We start from the raw sequence: 16787 nt of genomic DNA, 5'->3' as shown, positions 1-16787 counted from the left end.
CCCCCCCCTTTCTTGTGCCGCTGTCTGGCGATCAGAAGCGGAAGGTCGCCGTCCCGCGCACAACCTGCGCATCGGCATACTGGCGGCCGATGGTGGTGTCGTAGCCTGCGGTGAAGGTGAACGGACCCTTTCCGAAGGTCGCGCTCGCCCCCACTTCGCCCCACGCCTGATCGGGGCTGCGGAGCGTGAAGTTGGCGAACGGGCCGATCCCTTGCGCGAAGTTGGCGGCGAGCACGTTCGGGCCGTTCTGGAACTCCCACACCATCTTGGCGGTGGCGTTGAGCGTCAGGACCTCGCCGCGCTTCGCATAGTCGAAGCCGAAGCGGGCCTGGGTGCTCTTGAAGTTCCGGCGCGCGACCGCAAGGCCGAGCGTGCCACCATCTTCGTTGATCGTCTCGAGGTTGATGCTCGCGTAGCGGCCCTCGATGCCCGGCGAGATCGTGCCGATGCCGGTCACGATATCGTAGGACAGGCCGAGCGCACCCGAGATCAGCAGGTCGTCCGACGACGAGCGCAGGTTCTGCGTCGCGCCCAGGAACTGCACCGTGCGGCGGGTGTCGAAGCCGACGCTGCCGATGCTGAACTGGCCATCGAAGTTGACGCCGCCCTCGAGCTGGTGCCGCGCGTAGATCGAGGCCGCATAGGTCGAGCTTTCGGTCCGCTGTGCAAGCGGGGTATCGGCATCGAGCGAGCTGTAGTAGCCCGAGAAGCCCAGCATGGTGCGCTCGCCCGGATAGTACTCGACGCCGCCGGCGATATAGAAGCCTTCCATGTCGCGGCGCTGGTTGTAGCCCGGAAGCTCACCAACGTTGCCGGTGACATAGCCGCCCGACAGGAAGATCGCGATATTGTCGGGCAGGTTCGCTTCACGCATCTCGGTGTTCTCGGCCCCGTCCTGCAGCGCCATCACCGCGCCGCCGAGCGGCTGGCCCATCGGCGAAAGGCTCATCTGCGCCAGCTCCAGCGGCCGGCCGGTGATGGCGATCTTGCCGCCGGCCCGGTCCCGGTCGGCTTCGCGCAGACGGGCGTCGTTGAAGTTCTGCAGGAAGTTGACGCTCTGCGCCGAGATCGACAGCACCGCCTGCTCGTTCACCGGCGCAAGCGCGTTGAAGGTGCCGCGGATGGTGTCGACCGAGGCGAAGTCGAGCGCGTAGAGCCCGGCCAGCGCCGCGTTGGAGCGGTTCTGGTCGAACAGCTGCGCATAGGCCCGCTGCACCGGATTGTTGCCGTCGATCACCGTGCCGTAGCTCGCCGCGCGGATCTGCATCAGCACCGCGTTCGCCTGATAGGTGAACTGCTGGCTGAGGATCGGCGAGAGGCTCTGGGCGGCGAAGGTGCCGGTCACCCCGCCGGTGGCGGTGAGGATGGTGAACTGGCGGCCAAGGCCGTTGACCTGTCCGGCGATCCCGGTGCCGACGACCACTTGGCCCCCGACGCTGGCGCGGCCGGTCACCGCGATCCGGTCGGAATCGGCGCCCGCCACGTCGAGCAGGTAGGTCGTGCCCGAGGCGAGGACGAGGTTGCCGGCCACCGAAAGCGTACCGACCGTCCCGTTGGTGCCCGGTGCAATCGTGCCCGCGACGCTGTTGACGAACGGCGCGGTGATCGTGCCCGTGCCTTGCAGCATCCCGGAGAGGATGAAGATGTCGTTGACCGAGTTGAGGCGGCCGTTGACGTTGATCATGCCGCCGAGCTGCGTCACGTCGTTGAGCGCGGTCAGCTGGCCGTTGCTGGCGATGGTGAGGCCGGCAAGGCCGCGCACCGTCAGCTTGTCGATGGTCACGGCGCTGCTGAGCGTCGTCGTGCCGCTGTTGGCCAGCGTCACGTCGAAGTAGCGCGGCAGCATGCCCTGGAGCCGGTTGCCGGCGGTGTTGTTGGGCACGAAGTTGGTCGCACCCGGCAGGCCGTTGGCGATGGTCGGTGCGGGCAACGTGAGGGCGGTGTTGAACGACGTCTCTTCCGAACCCGTCAGCGTGGTGCCGCCGAGGGTGCCATTCGCGATCACCGCTCCGGTGCCGTCGATGGTGTCGGTGCCGAAGTTGTTGGTGATGTCATCGCCCATGCCGGCGCTGTCGCCGGTGGAGACGTTCCGACCGCCGACGCCGCCGGTGGTGTTGACGGTGCGGCCGGTCGCGAGGTTGCGACACTGGTTCGGGCCGATCGCCGCGGTGATCGTCCCCTGCACACAGATCTCGCCGAACTGGCCCGACGAGCCGAGGCTTTGTTCGCCGCGCAAGGACGGGGTGCCGTTCACCAGCTGACCGTTGGGGCCGATGATGAAGTAGTTGGGATCCTGAAGCGAAACCCAGCGGGTCGGATCTTCCCAGTTGCCGTTCCCGGCAACCGCGCCGACGTAGCGGTAGGGGTTGTTGGCCGCGATCCAGTCCCAGTAGAGGTAGAGCGGCTGGTAGAACGACGCCGTGCCGTAGCTCGAGAAGGGCTGCGTCCCGAAGAAGCGCGAGCCGCCCGACAGCACGCCGATCACCACCTGGCGGTCGAAGGTGCGGTCGAGGATCAGCGGGCCGCCCGAGTCGCCGCCTGCTGTCGTGCCTTCTCTCGGCAGCGGGTTGTCACGGAAGACGTTAAAGTCGAGGGTCGTGGCCGCGGCCGTACCGCGACGCGGATCGTCGAAGTCGACCCAGTAGAGGTTCTGCGGACGATTGACCGAGAACCCGCCGAACAGGACCGTGTCGCGGGTGTTGAACGAGGTCAGCGCGCCCAGCCAGTTCTCGGCCACGCGGCGGCGGTAGTCGACCGCGCCCGTGTCCCCGAGGTTGCCGACGCCGTTGCGCCCATAACCGCTCAGGACCACGTGATAGCCTGTGCCGTTTTCCGGCGTGGAGTTGGTCGGCGGAGTCAACGCGGACAGCAGCAGCGCCCAGGTCGGAATGTTGCGCGCCGGCGTGTCGAGCGAGGCGATTGCCACGTCGCCGTAGAGGAAGCCTTGCGCCGCCGGTTCGAGCGACAGGGGGTTATAGACGAGCCCGTTGACGGTGTAGAAGTTTTCCGCCGTGCTCGTGGTGAACGCCGCACGGTTCTGCGCGGTGGAGCCGAACAGCCAGTTGAGCAGCGGCGAGGTGCCGGCCGGCTGGCCGGGCTGCGTCGTGTTGTTCGAGTTGTTGAAGCCGAAGCCGATCGCCACGCCGCCCGACGCCGAGCCGTAGGCGGTGGCGGCGCGCGTGTTGACGCAGTGCGCGGCGAACAGCACGGTGCGCGGGTTGATCAGCGACCCGGTGCACAGGCCAAGGCCGACACCGCCCGCCGGGTTCGGGGTGGCGACGATCATCTGGCCGATGCCGTTGATGTTGACCGGGTCGAGCGCGGTGGTCGGCGTGCCCGGCTGACCGATGACGATCTGCGGCCGGTCGACCGTGATCTCGCCAACATAAGTTTCGAGCGTGGTCGAGAGCGCAGTCTGGCGGGCGCGGACCGCTTCCTCGGCGACAGCGAAGTCGGCCGCCGTCATGCCGTGACGGACATCTTCAACCTCGGTGATGTCGAGCCGGGGGTTCGTCGCCGGAGCGTTCGTCTCGGCATGAGCCGCGCCCGAGCCCAGCGCCACACCCAGCATTGCCACGCTCGTCATAAGCGCCGGACGCAGCCGGCGATCGTTCTTGATCATGATATACCTCAACCCTGTTACGAACCGGAATCATAAGGGGAAATCCGGTAAGGCTGCGCACACTAATCAGCAGCGATCACAGGGCAAGAGGCACAGAACATTTACTTCCGGGCGTGGCAATCCTGCATCATGTTAGATTCTTGCGGTGGCGTCAGCATCCGAGCGGGCTGAGGTTGTTGCCGAAACGGTGCTTAGCGAAGCACGAGAAACGTGGTGTATGCCGCGTAAAGCGCCACCAAGAGGGCACCTTCGACGCGCGACAGCCGCCATCCGCTGCGCAGTTGCACCAGCAGCAGCGCAGTGACGCCGAGCATGACCCAGATATCGAAGCCCGCGATCTCGGCCGGCACCGCGATCGGCTCGATCAGCGCGGTGATGCCGAGGATCCCGCACAGGTTGTAGATGTTGGAGCCAACAACGTTGCCCAGTGCCACGTCCTCGTGCTTGCGCAGCACCGCGACGATGCAGGCGATGAGTTCGGGCAGGCTGGTGCCGACCGCCACCACGGTGAGCCCGATGACGCTTTCCGAAACCCCCGCCGCGCTCGCCAGCACCACCGCACCCTCGACCAGCCACCCGGCGCCGAAGATGGCAGCGGTGAGCCCGGCCACGATCATGGCGCCGAGCACCAGCGGGCCGGCCTGGGGCGGAACCGACACGTCGGCCGCCTCGTGTTCGTGCCGCTCGCCTTCGGGGCAGGGCGCGGCGCTCTCCGATTTGTAGGCCCACCAGATGTACCCGACGAGGCAGGCGATCAGCGTGATGCCGGTCAGGGCGCCGAGCACGCCGTAAACGACCGCCCCCGTGCACAGCAACGCCGATCCCCCGAGTGCGATCGAATCCCTTCGGAACGACGCCGGATTGACCGACAACGGCAGGATCACTGCCGAGAGCCCGAGGATGAACAGGATGTTGGCGATGTTCGAGCCGACGACATTGCCGATCGCGATCCCCGGCGAACCCGCGAGCGCGGCCTGCACGCTGGTTGCGAGCTCGGGCGTCGAAGTGCCGAAGCCGACGATCGTGAGGCCTGCCAGCAAAGGCGAGATGCCTAGCCGAGACGCCATGCCCACAGCGCCGCGCACCAGCAGTTCCCCGCCGATGGCGAGCAGCACGAGACCTCCGGCGACTAGGGCTATCGATGACATCATGCCTGCGGTCATGGCAGCGCCCGTCCGTCCGCGCAAGCACAGGGTCGGGCGGTGGCGAAACGACTTTGCGCAAGGGGCGCGACAGGATATTCTGGCTCCGCGAAAGGCGGTCCGATGGCTGGCCGCCCGGAGACCTCGCGGGGGCGGGGAGGCAAGGGGGGACATCATGCGCACATCTCTTCTGGCGGCGATCTCGGTCGGCGCGCTCGCGGCAGGCAGCCTGTTCGTGGCCGGCACCGCGTCCTCGCAATCCTCGGGCAGGGCGCCGCTTCGTTATGCGATGGATGCAGCGACCATGAGCGGCTTCGGCGCGATGGGCGCAGGCGGCGGGGGCATGGGCGCGATGATGAGCATGATGCAGGGCGGCGCGCCCAAGCCGATCCGCACGCTCAATCTCCATCACGGGGCGAGCACGGCGCCCGCCGCACCCCTGACCGCGGGACAGGCGCAGGCCGACCATTTCATGCCGCAGGGCGCAGGTCTCGGCACCTCGGTGCGCCTCCTCCCGCTTCTGCGCCAGCCAGGCACACCGATGGAGGGAAGCTTCGAGCAGCCCAGCGGGCGGCTCCTCCTCTACTGGGGCTGCGGCGAGCGCGCGGCGCCGGGCCAGCCGGTGGTGATCGACTTTGCCAAGCTCGCCAAAGGCCAGGTGCCGCCCGGCCTCTACATGAATCCCATCGACCTGCCCGACGACTGGCGGATTACCGACACCAACAGCCGGACCTACACCTCCTGGCCGAGTGGACGGGAGACCCGCCAGGTGCCGTCGGCCGCCTCGCTGCTCGGCGCGCACCGGATCGCGTCGAACTATTCCAAGGAGATCAGCTTCAATCTCGCCGAGGACTTCATGCCGCCGCTCGCCGCCACCACGCGGGCGACCCGCGCGGGGGGCTACAACCTTGCTTGGGGCGGTCTCGACCGCGCGACCGGATACTATGCCTGGGCGATGGGCGCGAAGGACGAGCGCGGAGGACGGCCGGTCGAGATGGTGTGGTGGGCGTCCTCGCAGCAGCAGGCCTTCGGCGGGCCGCTGTGGGACTGGATCTCCCCGGCCGGCGTCCGCCGCCTCGTCGAGGCGGGGACGGTGATGCCGCCCGAGCAGCGCGAATGCGCGATCCCCGCCGAAGTCGTCAAGGCGGCGGGCGATGCCATGATGGTGAACCTTCAGGCCTACGGACCGCAGGTCGACTTCGCCTATCCGCCGCGCCCCGCCGATGCGAAGAAACCCTGGAACCTCGAATGGATCGCCCGCGTCCGGTTCCGCTCGGCGACCACGGTGCTGCCGGGGATGGACATGGGCGATATGGACGCGGGCGAGATGCGCGAGGCGCGCGGCGCCGCCGCGCCGCCGCCCGCGCCGCGCAAGCCCAAGTGCCGCGGTCTCAAGGGACTGGCGGAGCGCGCGGCTGGGCTGTGCGAATAGCCGCGCTGCGGCTCAGATCGTCAGGCCCAGGAACTCGGCAATCAGCGCATTGAAGCTGGCAGGCTCCTCGAAATAGGGCGAATGCCCCGCGCCAGGGAGCACCGTCATCCGCCCGTCGGCAAAATGCGGCAGCAGCCCGGCAAGCGCCGCGGGCGGCCAGATCGGATCGTGCTCGCCAGCGATGATCAGGACCGGCGCCGCGATCGCGGCGAGCTGGTCAAGCGGTACAAGCGCGTCAGGCCCGAACAGCTTCTCGGCCAGCGCGGGATCGGCGGGAGGATTGTAGGCACCAAGCTGGCTGTAGAGCGAGGTCATCAGCGGCGCGGCGGCGATGAACCCCTCCGTCAGCGCGAGCGCAGCGGGCCCGCGCTGGCCCATGCGAACGCGCGCCTGCGCGAAGGATTGGAGGCCGGGCGGGTGGGCGATCCCGGCGAGCGTGCAGCACAAGACAAGGCTTTCGACGAGATCGGGCCTGGCGAGGGCGAGGCGCACCCCGGTCCATCCGCCGAGCGACTGGCACACGACCTTGGCGCGCGTCGCGCCGGCAGCGGCGAGCACCGCCACGGCGGCCTCGATCATCTGCTCGGGAAGTCGGGCTGGATCGGCGGCATCGGATTCGCCGAAGCCGGGCAGGTCGTAGGCGATCACGTGGTGTGCTGGCGCGAAGGCGGCGAATTGCTGCCACCACGCCGCCCGGTTGGCGCCCGCGCCGTGGATGAACAGCACGCTCGCCTGATCCTCGTGCGGGCGTCCCTGTGCCGACCAGCGAATCCCGTTTGCTACCCCCTCCACTGCCCCAATCCTCCCGACGCGGTGCGACCCCGCGAATCACGTAGCAGGCGCTACGTCGGTGCGCCAGCCTTTCGCGCAGGAAAAAGGGGCGGGAGGATCCGATCCTTCCGCCCCTTCGCAAACATGCCCTGCGGGCCGGATTACATCGAGTAGTACATGTCGAACTCGACCGGGCAGGGGGTGGTCTCGGTGCGGATCACCTCTTCCCACTTGAGCTCGCAATAGCTTTCGATCTGGTCCTTGGTGAAGACGTCGCCCTTCAGCAGGAATTCGTGATCGGCTGCCAGCGAGTCCAGCGCCTCGCGCAAGCTGCCGCACACGGTCGGCACTTCGGCGAGTTCGGCCGGAGGCAGATCGTAGAGGTTCTTGTCCATCGCCTCGCCCGGGTGGATCTTGTTCTCGATCCCGTCGAGACCTGCCATCAGCAGCGCCGAATAGGCAAGATAGGGGTTGGCCATCGCATCGGGGAAGCGGAATTCCACGCGCTTGGCCTTGTCGCCCGCACCATAGGGGATGCGGCACGAGGCCGAACGGTTGCGCGCCGAATAGGCGAGCAGCACCGGCGCCTCGAAGCCCGGCACCAGCCGCTTGTAGCTGTTGGTGGTGGGGTTGGTGAAGGCATTCAGCGCCTTGGCGTGCTTGATGACGCCGCCGATGTAGTAGAGGCACATTTCCGAAAGGCCCGCGTATTCGTTGCCCGCGAACATCGGCTTGCCGTCCTTCCAGATCGACATGTGGGTGTGCATCCCCGAGCCGTTGTCCTGCTTGATCGGCTTGGGCATGAAGGTCGCGGTCTTGCCGTAGGCGTGGGCGACCTGGTGCACGACGTACTTGTAGATCTGCATCCGGTCGGCGGTCTGTACCAGCGTGCCGAAGGTCAGACCCAGCTCGTGCTGCGCGGCGGCGACCTCGTGATGGTGCTTGTCGCAGGGCAGGCCCATCTCGAGCATGGTGGTGACCATCTCGGCGCGGATGTCGACGGCGCTGTCGACCGGCGCGACCGGGAAGTAGCCGCCCTTGGCGCGCGGGCGGTGGCCCATGTTGCCCTGCTCGTATTCCTTGCTGGTGTTGCCCGGCAGCTCGATGTCGTCGATCGCGAAGCCGGAGCCGGCGTAGCCGTCCTCGAAACGCACGTCGTCGAACATGAAGAATTCGGCCTCGGGGCCGACATAGACCGTGTCACCGATACCGGTGGATTTGAGGTAGGCCTCGGCGCGCTTGGCGGTGGTGCGCGGGTCGCGGCTGTACCAGTCGCCGGTCGAAGGTTCGACGATGTCGCAGTTGATGACCAGCATCGGGGTGGCGCTGAAGGGATCGATCCAGGTTTCGGACAGGTCCGGCTTCAGGATCATGTCGCTTTCGTTGATGACCTTCCAGCCGGCGATCGACGAGCCGTCGAACATCAGGCCATCCTCGAGCTCGTCCTCGCCCATCACGCTGGCGACCATCGTGAGATGCTGCCACTTGCCCTTCGGGTCGGTGAAGCGCAGGTCGACCCACTCGATCTCCTCGTCCTTGATCTTCTTGAGGACGTCTTGCACTTTCGACATTGGTTTTGCCTCCGAGGTTGTTCTTGGCCGGCCCGCCACCGCGGCGCGCCGGAAACGGGAAGGGTCAGATCGCGTCGTCGTTGGTCTCGCCCGTGCGGATCCTGAGCGCGCTCTCGATCGCGGTGACGAAGATCTTGCCGTCGCCGATGCGGCCGGTCTGCGCCGCGGCGGCGATCGCCTCGACCACGCGCTCGGCCTGATCGTCGGCCACCACCACCTCGAGCTTCACCTTGGGCAGGAAGTCGACGACATACTCGGCGCCGCGGTAGAGCTCGGTATGGCCTTTCTGCCGCCCGAACCCCTTGGCTTCGGTAACGGTGATGCCGGACACGCCGATCTCGTGCAGGGCCTCCTTCACCTCGTCGAGCTTGAAGGGCTTGATGATCGCCTCGATCTTTTTCACGTCGTCCCCGTCCGTTCGGCCCGGTGCGCGAGGGGCCTTGGATGCTGACCGCTTCTTAACAAGAACCGTGCCAAGCTCTTAGATGATGGCTGCGTACGATCCTTGCCGCCCGAAGACTCAGGGGCCGGGAAGTCTTTCGCCGTTGCGGATCGGGTAGCAAGATTATGGTGCAGTGCGCAATGGTGCACAGCAACTCAGCGCATGCTGCCTACATTTTGGGCAGAGGTGAGGGATTCTACAGGGAGAGACCCGTCGCCTCGGGCAATCCGCACATCAGGTTGAGGTTCTGGATCGCCGCCCCGCTCGCGCCCTTGCCGAGATTGTCGAGCACCGCCACCAGCCGCGCCTGCGTGCCATCGGCAGTGCCGAAGACGTGCAGCCTCAGGCCGTCCCACGGCACTGCGTCCTTGCTAAGCAGCAGTTCGGACGGCGCGGGGGCAAGGGGCGCGACGGTGACGATCACGCTTCCGGCGTAGAAAGCGCAAAGAGCGCCGTGCAGCGCCTCAGCCTGCGGCTGTCCCGGCAGCGCGGCGAGCGGTAGGGGCACGTCGACCACCATCCCGCGGTGCGCCGGGATCACGCTCGGCGAAAAGACCGGCGCATGGGCGAGGCCGGCACAGGCCTGCATTTCGGCGAGGTGCTTGTGCCCGAGCTGGAGACCGTAGGCGCGAAAGGCGATGTCTGGCTCGGCGGCGAAGCGGTCGATCAGGGCGTTGCCGCCCCCGGAATAGCCGCTGACGGCGTTGACGGTGTAGGGCCAATCGGCCGACAGCAGCCCGGCGCGGACGAGCGGCGCGACCAGCGCAAGGAAGCCGGTGGGGTAACACCCAGGGTTGCTCACAAATTGGGCAGAGGCGATCGCCTCGCGCCCGATCAGCTCAGGAAACCCATAGGTCCAGCCCTCGGCCACGCGGTGTGCGCTCGAAGCGTCGATGAGCGGCGTGCCCGATCCTTGGGCAAGCCGCACCGCCTCCTTCGCCGCCTCGTCGGGCAAGCACAGGATCGCGATGTCGGCGGCATGGAGCGCGTCCCGGCGGGCGGCCTCGTCCTTGCGCCGGTCGTCGTCCAGAAGGATCAGGTCGAACTCATCACGCCCCTGCAAACGCTCGCGGATCTCGAGCCCGGTGGTCCCCACGGCCCCGTCGATGAACAGGCGTGTCGCCACGTCCTCAGCCTTCCGCCGGGGCGAGTTCGGCCGCCCGGCACCAGCCGCTCGGGCCCTGCGGTCCGGGGCAGCCCCACACCCACTCGCCCGCGACGTCGAGCAGTTCGAACCGGCTGCCCGCGGGAAGCGTCGCGAAGACCTCGGCATCGCCGCGCGGGGTGAGCCTGAGGCCCGCCCCGGCGGGGCCGACGGCGTGGACATGGGGGATCACGTAATGCGCGGCGAGGTGGCTTCCTGCCAGCGCGATATGGGCCAGGTCCCCGCGCAGCGGCAGCGTGCCGGGCGCAGGCTTCTCGACCGGGCCCTTGAGGCCCAGCACGCCCGCCGGCACTGCATACTCGCTTTCCACGCGGCTCGCGCTCATTCCCGTTCCGTCGCCTTCGCTGCTCGCCGCCCGCTCTCCCCGGAGCGCGGCGTGGCAGGCCCGTTAGCGGCAAGCGGGACGCGGGGCAAGGTCAGGCCCCACTCTCACTCGGCGTAGCGGGCCCGGATCGCATGCCATGCGGCCCTCAGGCCGAGACCGCGCCCGCCGCGCGCGCGGCCGGGCTTGGGGGCGGGGGTCCAGGCGAAGGTGTCGAAATGCACCCAGTCGATCCCCTCGCCCACAAAACGGTCGAGGAACAGCCCGGCGACGCTTGCCCCGGCGAAGGGGTTGGCGGCGGAGTTCGCCATGTCGGCGACATCGGAGGCGAGGTATTCGCGGTAGGATTCCGGCAGCGGCAATCGCCAAGCCGGGTCGTCGTGCGCCTTGCCAGCGGCAAGAAAGGCCTCGGCGGTTGCGTCGCGGCGGGCGAAGAGGGCGGGGAGATCAGGGCCCAGCGCCACCCGAGCCGCCCCGGTCAGCGTGGCGAAATCGACAATCAGATCAGGTGCTTCCTCCGAGGCGCGGGTCAGCGCATCGCCGAGGATCAGGCGCCCTTCGGCATCGGTGTTGTCGATCTCCACTGTCAGCCCCTTGCGGCTCCTGAGGATGTCCCCGGGCCGGAAGGCGCTTCCGGAGATCGCATTTTCCACAGCCGGAACAAGCAGATGCAGCCGCACCTTCAGCCGCGCCTCCATGACCAGCCCGGCGAGCGCGATGGCATGGGCGGCGCCGCCCATGTCCTTTTTCATCAGGCGCATGCCCGAAGCGGGCTTGATGTCGAGCCCGCCGCTGTCGAAGCACACCCCCTTGCCGACCACCGCCAGCACCGGGTGCGTAGGATCCCCCCAGGTCAGATGCATCAGCCGCGGCGCATGGTGGCGGGCGGCCGCACGGCCGACGGCGTGGACCATCGGGTAGTCCTGCTCGAGCTGATCGCCGCGCACCACGGCGAGCTGGGCCTTGCAGGCTTTCGCGAGCCGCTCGCACTCGGCCTCGAGCGCGGCGGGGCCCATGTCCTCGGGCGGCGCGTTGACCAGCTCGCGCACCAGCAATTCCGCTTGAGCTTCAGCAACTTGGCTCTCGATCTGCGCCACCTGCGCGGTCAGCAGCACGCGCGGGCCGGCGCCCTTGTCCTCGCTCTTGTAGCGCACGAAGCGGTGCTGGCCGGTGATCCAGCCGAACATCGCCGGGCCCGGCCCCGAACCGCCGGACTCGCTCGCCAGCCGATAGACCCCCTCGGGCAGGTCCTCGGCGAGCTTGGCGAGGCACCACGAGGAGAGGCTTTCGGGGTTCGCCACCCCGCTCACCACGAACCAGGAATCCCCATCGGGAACAATGGCATAGCTGTAACCCGCGCCCTCGAACTTCTGCGCCGCCAGCGCCGCGCGCTGGCCCGGGGAGAGCCCCTTGGCGAAGGCTTCGAACCCCTCCTTGTTCACGAGATGGATGGCAATGGCGTCCTCGCCGCGGTCGGGGCGGATCAGTGCTTTGGCTTCGCTCATTCCCGTTCCATAATCACGCGCTGCACGATGTCACCAGCAGATTCGGGGGATGAGGGGAGAGCTGCGATGTTTCACGTGAAACACGAAGGAAAGGCCGGGCTGGCGGGGGTCTGGCAGGGGTCTGGCAGGGGTCTGGCGCCCACTTTGCGGCGGCTGGGACGGGGCGAAGGGGCGCTTTGCGCGGGCTGGCCCGCGCTTGCCGCCATCGCGCTGCTTGCGGCCTGTTCGAGCCCGGACGAGATCGCCGACAAGGCCGGGCTCGCCGCCACCCCGGCGGCCGACGCCGCCGCCACGCCGGCCGCGCCGCCATCCCCCGCCGCGGGCGCCGTCGCGTTCACCGACAACGAGAGCAAGGGCAGCGGCGACAATGCCGCCAAGCGCGACTTCGCCTATTCCTGGCCCGCCGAGGTTGCCGCCGTGCCCGAGCTGGTCACGCAGTTCACCGCCGAGCGCGACAAGCTCCTCGCCGACCAGAAGGCCGAGTGGCAGGATGCGCTCAAGGAATTCGGCGACAGCGACTGCGTGGCCTGTGTCAACCGCGACCTCCAGAAGACCTGGGAGGTGGTCGCCGACCTGCCGGGCTACCTGTCGCTGTCCCAGGCCTTCTACGAATATTCGGGCGGCGCGCACGGCAATTCCGGATCGGGCGGGCTGGTGTGGGATCGCACCGCAAAGCAGGCGCTCACGCCCGAGGACCTGTTCGCCTCGGAAAAGGCCATGCAGGACGCGCTCGGCACGCGCTTCTGCAAGCTCCTCAAAGCCGAGCGGCGCAAGCGGCTGGGCGCGGACGTGGGCGAGGACAGCGTCTTCCCCTGCCCGCCGATCAAGGACCTGACCGTGCTGCTCGGCTCTGCGGGCAAGACCGGGTTCGACCGCATCGGCCTGATCGCCGATCCCTATGTCGCCGGGTCCTATGCCGAAGGGCAGTACGAGATCACGATCCCCGTCACCGCCGAGGTGCTGAGCGCCGTGAAGCCCCGCTACCGCGACGCTTTCGCCAAGGGCGAGTAGCTTTTTCGTGCATCCGCGCTATATGGCGCGGATGCACGATTACCAACTCGTCGACGGCGATGAGACCGTCTATCGCGACGGCTCCATCAAGCTGCACACCGCCGCAGGCTTCGAAGGGATGCGCAAGGCGGGGCGCCTCGCCGCCGAGATCCTCGATGCCTGCGTGGAGCTGGTGCGGCCTGGGGTGACGACGGGCGCGATCGACGATGCGATCCGGGGCATGATGCTCGATGCCGGCGCGATCCCCGCGACGCTCGGCTACCGCGGCTATGCGCATTCCTCCTGCATCTCGATCAACCACGTGATCTGCCACGGCATTCCGGGCGACAAGGTGCTGAAGGACGGCGACATCCTCAACATCGACGTGACCCCGCTGGTCGACGGCTGGCACGGTGACACATCGCGGATGTTCTACGCGGGCGAGCCGACGCTGAAGGCGCGGCGGCTGGTCGAGGTGACCTATGAATGCCTGATGCTCGGCATCGCCGCCGCGCAGCCCGGCGCGCGGCTCGGGGATATCGGCGCGGCGATCGAGGCCCACGCGGCGCAATATCGCTACGGCGTGGTGCGCGAGTTCTGCGGCCACGGCCTCGGGCGCCTGTTCCATGACGCCCCCGAGGTCGTCCACGCCGCGCGGGCGGGGACCGGGCCGGAGCTGAAGCCGGGGATGTTCTTCACCATCGAGCCGATGATCAACCTCGGCAAGCCCTGGGCCAAGGTGTTGGGCGACGGCTGGACCGCGGTGACGCGGGACAAGAGCCTCTCGGCGCAGTTCGAGCACTCGATCGCGATTACCGAGACGGGGAACGAGATCTTCACGAAGAGCCCGACCGGGCGGGACTGCCCGCCTTACGTGTGAGGACGGCCTCGCCGTATCGTCTCCCCGGGCTTGACCCGGGGCCCCGCTTGCTTCTTCCTGACTCCATGGATCGCTACCAGCACGGCGGCTGGGTCTACATCATGGCCAACCGCTATCGCGGGACGCTCTACGTTGGATCTACCGCCGATCTGGCGTCGCGCGTCTCCCTGCATCGCGAGGGGCATGGTTCTCGCTTTTGCGCCGAGCATGGCCTGACCCGCCTTGTCTGGGCCGAACGCTTCCCGACGATGCAGGAGACGATGGACCAGGAGAAACGGCTGAAGCGCTGGCATCGCGCTTGGAAGATCGAGCTGATCGAGAAGGCGAACGCGAATTGGCGCGATCTTTACGACGATCTGCTCTCCTGAAGAAGCGGGGCCCCGGGTCAAGCCCGGGGAGACGCGCAAATTCTAAGGCACTTCATCGCCTCCCCGGCCTTGAGCCGGGGCCCCGCTTCCTTTCTTCCCGCCGGGAGGCCTAGTTCTCCCGCGCAGCCCTGATCGCTGCCCCTGCCGCAAAGGGCGCTATCGCCACCAGCAGCAGGCTGATCGCGCCGACGAAGCCGAGGCTTGCCGCGTCCTGCCGCGCCAGCGCGCCTGCGCCGAAGATCAGGATGGGCAGGGCGAGCGGGATCAGCATCAGGCCTGAGAGCGCCGCGCCCGCGCGCAAGGACGCGGTGAGGGCGGCTATCATCAGCCCGATGGCGGCGAGGCCGGGCGTGCCCGCGACGAGGCCCCCCAGCAGCAGGCGGAAGGTCTCGCCCTCGATCTTGAGGAGGGCGGCTGCCGGGAAGGTCGCCAGCAGCAGCGGTGGGCCGAAGCTCAGCCAGTGGGCGAGGAGGCGCACCGCCATCATCGCCTCCTCGGCAAGGCCGCGCAGGCGGAGCTGATCGAAGAAACCGAGCGCGATGTCGCGGGCCACCAGCTTTTCCAGCGGCAGGATCGCCGCGAGCAGCGCCGCGATCCACACCACGCCCCCGCCGGTCTTCGCCATGAGGTTTGCATCCGGCCCGACCGCGAAGGGGAAGAGCATCGCCACCGCGACGAAGAACACCACCGGCAGCGCCGCGCCGCTCCCGGTGAAGGGGAAGAACTGCGCAAGGTCGCGGCGGAGGAGCGGGACGATCATGCCTCCTCCTCCTCATCTGACCCGGCGGGGGCGAAGTCCTCGATCGCGAAGCTGGTCATGCCGGGCACGTCCATCGGCTGGTGCGAGGCGATCAGCGCGATCCCGCCACCCGCACAATGCGCGCGGACCAGATCGGCGACGAGGGCCTGCGAGGCGGTGTCGAGACCCGATAAGGGCTCGTCCAGAAGCCAGATCGGCGCTGCCTGCCCCAGCACCCGGGCGAGCGCCGCGCGCTTCCTCTGGCCGGTCGAGAGGTAGCGCACCGGCACCTCGGCAAGGCCCTCGAGCCTGAGGCGCGCCATGATCGCTGAGCGCGCGCTCGCCCCGTCCATGCCGAACCAGAAGGCCAGCGCCCGGCCCAATGGCAGGTCGGGATCGAGCCCGGTGCGCTCGTCGAGGAGGGCAAGGGCGCCCTCGCGCCGCACCTCGCCCGCAAAGGGCCTGGTCAGCCCAGCGAGCGCGCGGATCAGGGTCGTCTTGCCCGCCCCGTTCGCGCCCGTGACGTGGCACGCCTGGCCGGGCTCGAGGCCGAAGGACAGCCGCCGGAACAGCAGCCGCTCGCCCCTGCGGCAGGCGATGTTTGCGGCGATCAGCGATGCGGGCGAGGCTTGCATTGGCCCGCAGCCTTAGGGAAAAGCCCCCGAGCCGACAAGCGAACCCCTTTTTGCAGGAAGTGCCCTCATGTCCGTTGCCGAACTGACCCCCGACGACGTCGCCGCGCTGCTCGCCGCGCACCCCGAATGGATGCTCGCCCGCGAGGGCAAGGCGATTGCCCGGACCTTCCGGTTCAAGGACTTCTCCGAGGCCTGGGGCTTCATGAACCGCGTGGCCCTCCTCGCCGAGGCGCAGGACCATCACCCCGAATGGTTCAACGTCTACAACCGGGTGGAGGTGACGCTTACCACCCACGACGCGGGCGGGCTCTCGGCGCGCGACGCGAAGATGGCGGCGGCGATGGATGCCTTACTGGCCTAGCGGCCTGAGGCTGTTCCTGAGCTGCTTCCTGACCTTGCCCGGCATCCACCGCTTGGCGAAGGCCATGCGCCTGGAGGTCGGGCCCACGAAGTAGTCGAGCTTCGTGCCGTGCACCGCCTCCCAGACAGCCTCGGCGACATGGCTGACAGGGCTGATCTCGAGCCCTGCGGCCTTGACCCGGTCGCGGATCTGCTCGTTCGACTTGCGATTTCCCGTGCCGTTGAGGAGCGGGGTGTCGATGAAGGCGGGGCACACCGAGGCGACGGTGATGCGGTCAGGCGCCCATTCGGCATCGAGGCTCTCACTGACCGCGCGCACCCCGAACTTTGTGGCGCAATAGACGCTCATCCCCGCCGATCCCGCGATGCCCGCAGCGCTCGCCATGTTGACGAGGGCCGAGCCGGGGGCGGTGGCTTTCAGATAGGGGTAGGCCGCCTGCGCGCCGTAGAGCACGCCCTTCAGATTGATGTCGAGGCAGCGGTCGATCTCCTCGGGGTCGAGCTCGGCGAGCGACCCGCCGGTGCCGATCCCGGCATTGTTCACCACCGCGTCGATCCGCCCGCCTGCCGCCGCGGCGAAGGCGGCGAGGCTCTCGTCCCACGCCGCCCGGTCGCGCACGTCGAGGCGGCCCGCCCACTTGGCTTCGCCCGCGATTCCGACGAGCGTCTCCTGCATCCCGGCCTCGTTGATGTCGGCGACCCCCACGAACCAGCCCCGCGCCGCGAACAGCTGCGCGCTCGCCCGGCCGATTCCCGACCCGCCGCCGGTGATGAAGATGGAGCGCTGTGTCATGGGGTCCCCTCTCGGATTGCTGTTTGCAACTTACCTAGAGCGGACTGACA

At 68.3% G+C, this 16787-nt stretch carries 16 protein-coding genes; 5 read left to right on the top strand and 11 right to left on the bottom strand.

The window, feature by feature from the left end:
* Positions 1-31: 31 nt before the first annotated feature.
* Both OPU67_RS07340 and OPU67_RS07335 read right to left on the bottom strand, forming a co-directional pair.
* Complete coding sequence (locus OPU67_RS07340; RefSeq protein ID WP_267618777.1) at positions 32-3622, bottom strand: autotransporter domain-containing protein; 3591 nt, start codon at positions 3620-3622, stop codon at positions 32-34.
* A 191-nt stretch (positions 3623-3813) separates the two neighbouring features.
* Positions 3814-4773 (bottom strand): calcium/sodium antiporter, encoded by a 960-nt coding sequence (locus OPU67_RS07335; RefSeq protein ID WP_267618775.1) that lies wholly within the window; start codon positions 4771-4773, stop codon positions 3814-3816.
* A 166-nt stretch (positions 4774-4939) separates the two neighbouring features.
* On the opposite strand from OPU67_RS07335, the gene OPU67_RS07330 reads away from it, so the two are divergent.
* The gene (locus tag OPU67_RS07330) at positions 4940-6196 is read left to right on the top strand and encodes a hypothetical protein (protein ID WP_267618772.1); all 1257 of its coding nucleotides are present in this window, start codon (positions 4940-4942) and stop codon (positions 6194-6196) included.
* Between the two features lie 12 nt (positions 6197-6208).
* Here the strand turns inward: OPU67_RS07330 and OPU67_RS07325 are convergent, their stop codons facing one another.
* From OPU67_RS07325 to OPU67_RS07300, 6 genes are all read right to left on the bottom strand, one after another.
* The gene (locus tag OPU67_RS07325) at positions 6209-6988 is read right to left on the bottom strand and encodes an alpha/beta fold hydrolase (protein ID WP_267618769.1); all 780 of its coding nucleotides are present in this window, start codon (positions 6986-6988) and stop codon (positions 6209-6211) included.
* 140 nt (positions 6989-7128) lie between these two features.
* Entirely contained in the window at positions 7129-8538 is a 1410-nt protein-coding gene (gene glnA / locus OPU67_RS07320) for a type I glutamate--ammonia ligase (RefSeq protein ID WP_267618766.1), read from the bottom strand.
* A gap of 64 nt (positions 8539-8602) precedes the next feature.
* The gene (locus OPU67_RS07315; RefSeq protein ID WP_054119870.1) at positions 8603-8941 is read right to left on the bottom strand and encodes a P-II family nitrogen regulator; all 339 of its coding nucleotides are present in this window, start codon (positions 8939-8941) and stop codon (positions 8603-8605) included.
* A gap of 235 nt (positions 8942-9176) precedes the next feature.
* Positions 9177-10106, bottom strand: coding sequence for an N-acetyl-gamma-glutamyl-phosphate reductase (gene argC / locus OPU67_RS07310; RefSeq protein ID WP_267618760.1), 930 nt, complete (start codon positions 10104-10106; stop codon positions 9177-9179).
* 4 nt (positions 10107-10110) lie between these two features.
* A complete protein-coding gene (locus OPU67_RS07305) occupies positions 10111-10470 on the bottom strand; it encodes a hypothetical protein (RefSeq protein WP_267618759.1) in 360 nt (119 codons plus the stop codon).
* Between the two features lie 104 nt (positions 10471-10574).
* On the bottom strand, positions 10575-11972 hold the full coding sequence (locus OPU67_RS07300; protein WP_267618758.1) for a leucyl aminopeptidase family protein: 1398 nt from the start codon (positions 11970-11972) through the stop codon (positions 10575-10577).
* Between the two features lie 66 nt (positions 11973-12038).
* Between OPU67_RS07300 and OPU67_RS07295 the strand changes: the two genes are divergently transcribed.
* The 3 genes from OPU67_RS07295 to OPU67_RS07285 all read left to right on the top strand — a co-directional run bounded on the left by OPU67_RS07295 (position 12039) and on the right by OPU67_RS07285 (position 14210).
* The gene (locus tag OPU67_RS07295) at positions 12039-12983 is read left to right on the top strand and encodes a DUF3298 and DUF4163 domain-containing protein (RefSeq protein WP_267618757.1); all 945 of its coding nucleotides are present in this window, start codon (positions 12039-12041) and stop codon (positions 12981-12983) included.
* A gap of 31 nt (positions 12984-13014) precedes the next feature.
* Positions 13015-13842 (top strand): type I methionyl aminopeptidase, encoded by an 828-nt coding sequence (gene map / locus OPU67_RS07290; RefSeq protein ID WP_267618788.1) that lies wholly within the window; start codon positions 13015-13017, stop codon positions 13840-13842.
* Positions 13843-13907: 65 nt separating this feature from the next.
* Positions 13908-14210, top strand: a complete 303-nt coding sequence (locus OPU67_RS07285; protein ID WP_267618755.1) for a GIY-YIG nuclease family protein — start codon at positions 13908-13910, stop codon at positions 14208-14210.
* Between the two features lie 109 nt (positions 14211-14319).
* On the opposite strand, the gene OPU67_RS07280 is transcribed toward OPU67_RS07285, so the two are convergent.
* Together OPU67_RS07280 and ccmA are read right to left on the bottom strand one after the other, a co-directional pair.
* On the bottom strand, positions 14320-14970 hold the full coding sequence (locus OPU67_RS07280; protein WP_267618754.1) for a heme exporter protein CcmB: 651 nt from the start codon (positions 14968-14970) through the stop codon (positions 14320-14322).
* A complete protein-coding gene (gene ccmA, locus OPU67_RS07275) occupies positions 14967-15584 on the bottom strand; it encodes a heme ABC exporter ATP-binding protein CcmA (RefSeq protein WP_267618752.1) in 618 nt (205 codons plus the stop codon). Before ccmA ends, OPU67_RS07280 begins: the two co-directional genes overlap by 4 nt.
* Before the next feature lie 67 nt (positions 15585-15651).
* On the opposite strand from ccmA, the gene OPU67_RS07270 reads away from it, so the two are divergent.
* A complete protein-coding gene (locus tag OPU67_RS07270; protein WP_267618751.1) occupies positions 15652-15945 on the top strand; it encodes a 4a-hydroxytetrahydrobiopterin dehydratase in 294 nt (97 codons plus the stop codon).
* On the opposite strand, the gene OPU67_RS07265 is transcribed toward OPU67_RS07270, so the two are convergent.
* Entirely contained in the window at positions 15934-16737 is an 804-nt protein-coding gene (locus tag OPU67_RS07265; RefSeq protein WP_267618749.1) for an SDR family oxidoreductase, read from the bottom strand. The two genes, OPU67_RS07270 and OPU67_RS07265, sit on opposite strands and share 12 nt — an antisense overlap.
* Positions 16738-16787: the final 50 nt, after the last annotated feature.

The sequence above is a fragment of the Erythrobacter sp. WG genome (assembly GCF_026586795.1).
Taxonomy (GTDB): domain Bacteria; phylum Pseudomonadota; class Alphaproteobacteria; order Sphingomonadales; family Sphingomonadaceae; genus Erythrobacter.
The sequence above is the reverse complement of the archived record's forward strand: the minus strand, read 5'-3'. Positions and strand labels throughout refer to the sequence as shown.

What these genes read in the sequence shown, in the direction of transcription:
- OPU67_RS07340 (WP_267618777.1), bottom strand. Translation starts at nt 3,622, where the DNA reads ATGATCAAGAACGATCGCCGGCTGCGTCCGGCGCTTATGACGAGCGTG.
- OPU67_RS07335 (WP_267618775.1), bottom strand. Translation starts at nt 4,773, where the DNA reads ATGATGTCATCGATAGCCCTAGTCGCCGGAGGTCTCGTGCTGCTCGCC.
- OPU67_RS07330 (WP_267618772.1), top strand. Translation starts at nt 4,940, where the DNA reads ATGCGCACATCTCTTCTGGCGGCGATCTCGGTCGGCGCGCTCGCGGCA.
- glnA (WP_267618766.1), bottom strand. Translation starts at nt 8,538, where the DNA reads ATGTCGAAAGTGCAAGACGTCCTCAAGAAGATCAAGGACGAGGAGATC.
- OPU67_RS07305 (WP_267618759.1), bottom strand. Translation starts at nt 10,470, where the DNA reads ATGAGCGCGAGCCGCGTGGAAAGCGAGTATGCAGTGCCGGCGGGCGTG.
- OPU67_RS07300 (WP_267618758.1), bottom strand. Translation starts at nt 11,972, where the DNA reads ATGAGCGAAGCCAAAGCACTGATCCGCCCCGACCGCGGCGAGGACGCC.
- OPU67_RS07295 (WP_267618757.1), top strand. Translation starts at nt 12,039, where the DNA reads ATGTTTCACGTGAAACACGAAGGAAAGGCCGGGCTGGCGGGGGTCTGG.
- map (WP_267618788.1), top strand. Translation starts at nt 13,015, where the DNA reads ATGCACGATTACCAACTCGTCGACGGCGATGAGACCGTCTATCGCGAC.
- OPU67_RS07285 (WP_267618755.1), top strand. Translation starts at nt 13,908, where the DNA reads ATGGATCGCTACCAGCACGGCGGCTGGGTCTACATCATGGCCAACCGC.
- OPU67_RS07280 (WP_267618754.1), bottom strand. Translation starts at nt 14,970, where the DNA reads ATGATCGTCCCGCTCCTCCGCCGCGACCTTGCGCAGTTCTTCCCCTTC.
- ccmA (WP_267618752.1), bottom strand. Translation starts at nt 15,584, where the DNA reads ATGCAAGCCTCGCCCGCATCGCTGATCGCCGCAAACATCGCCTGCCGC.
- OPU67_RS07270 (WP_267618751.1), top strand. Translation starts at nt 15,652, where the DNA reads ATGTCCGTTGCCGAACTGACCCCCGACGACGTCGCCGCGCTGCTCGCC.
- OPU67_RS07265 (WP_267618749.1), bottom strand. Translation starts at nt 16,737, where the DNA reads ATGACACAGCGCTCCATCTTCATCACCGGCGGCGGGTCGGGAATCGGC.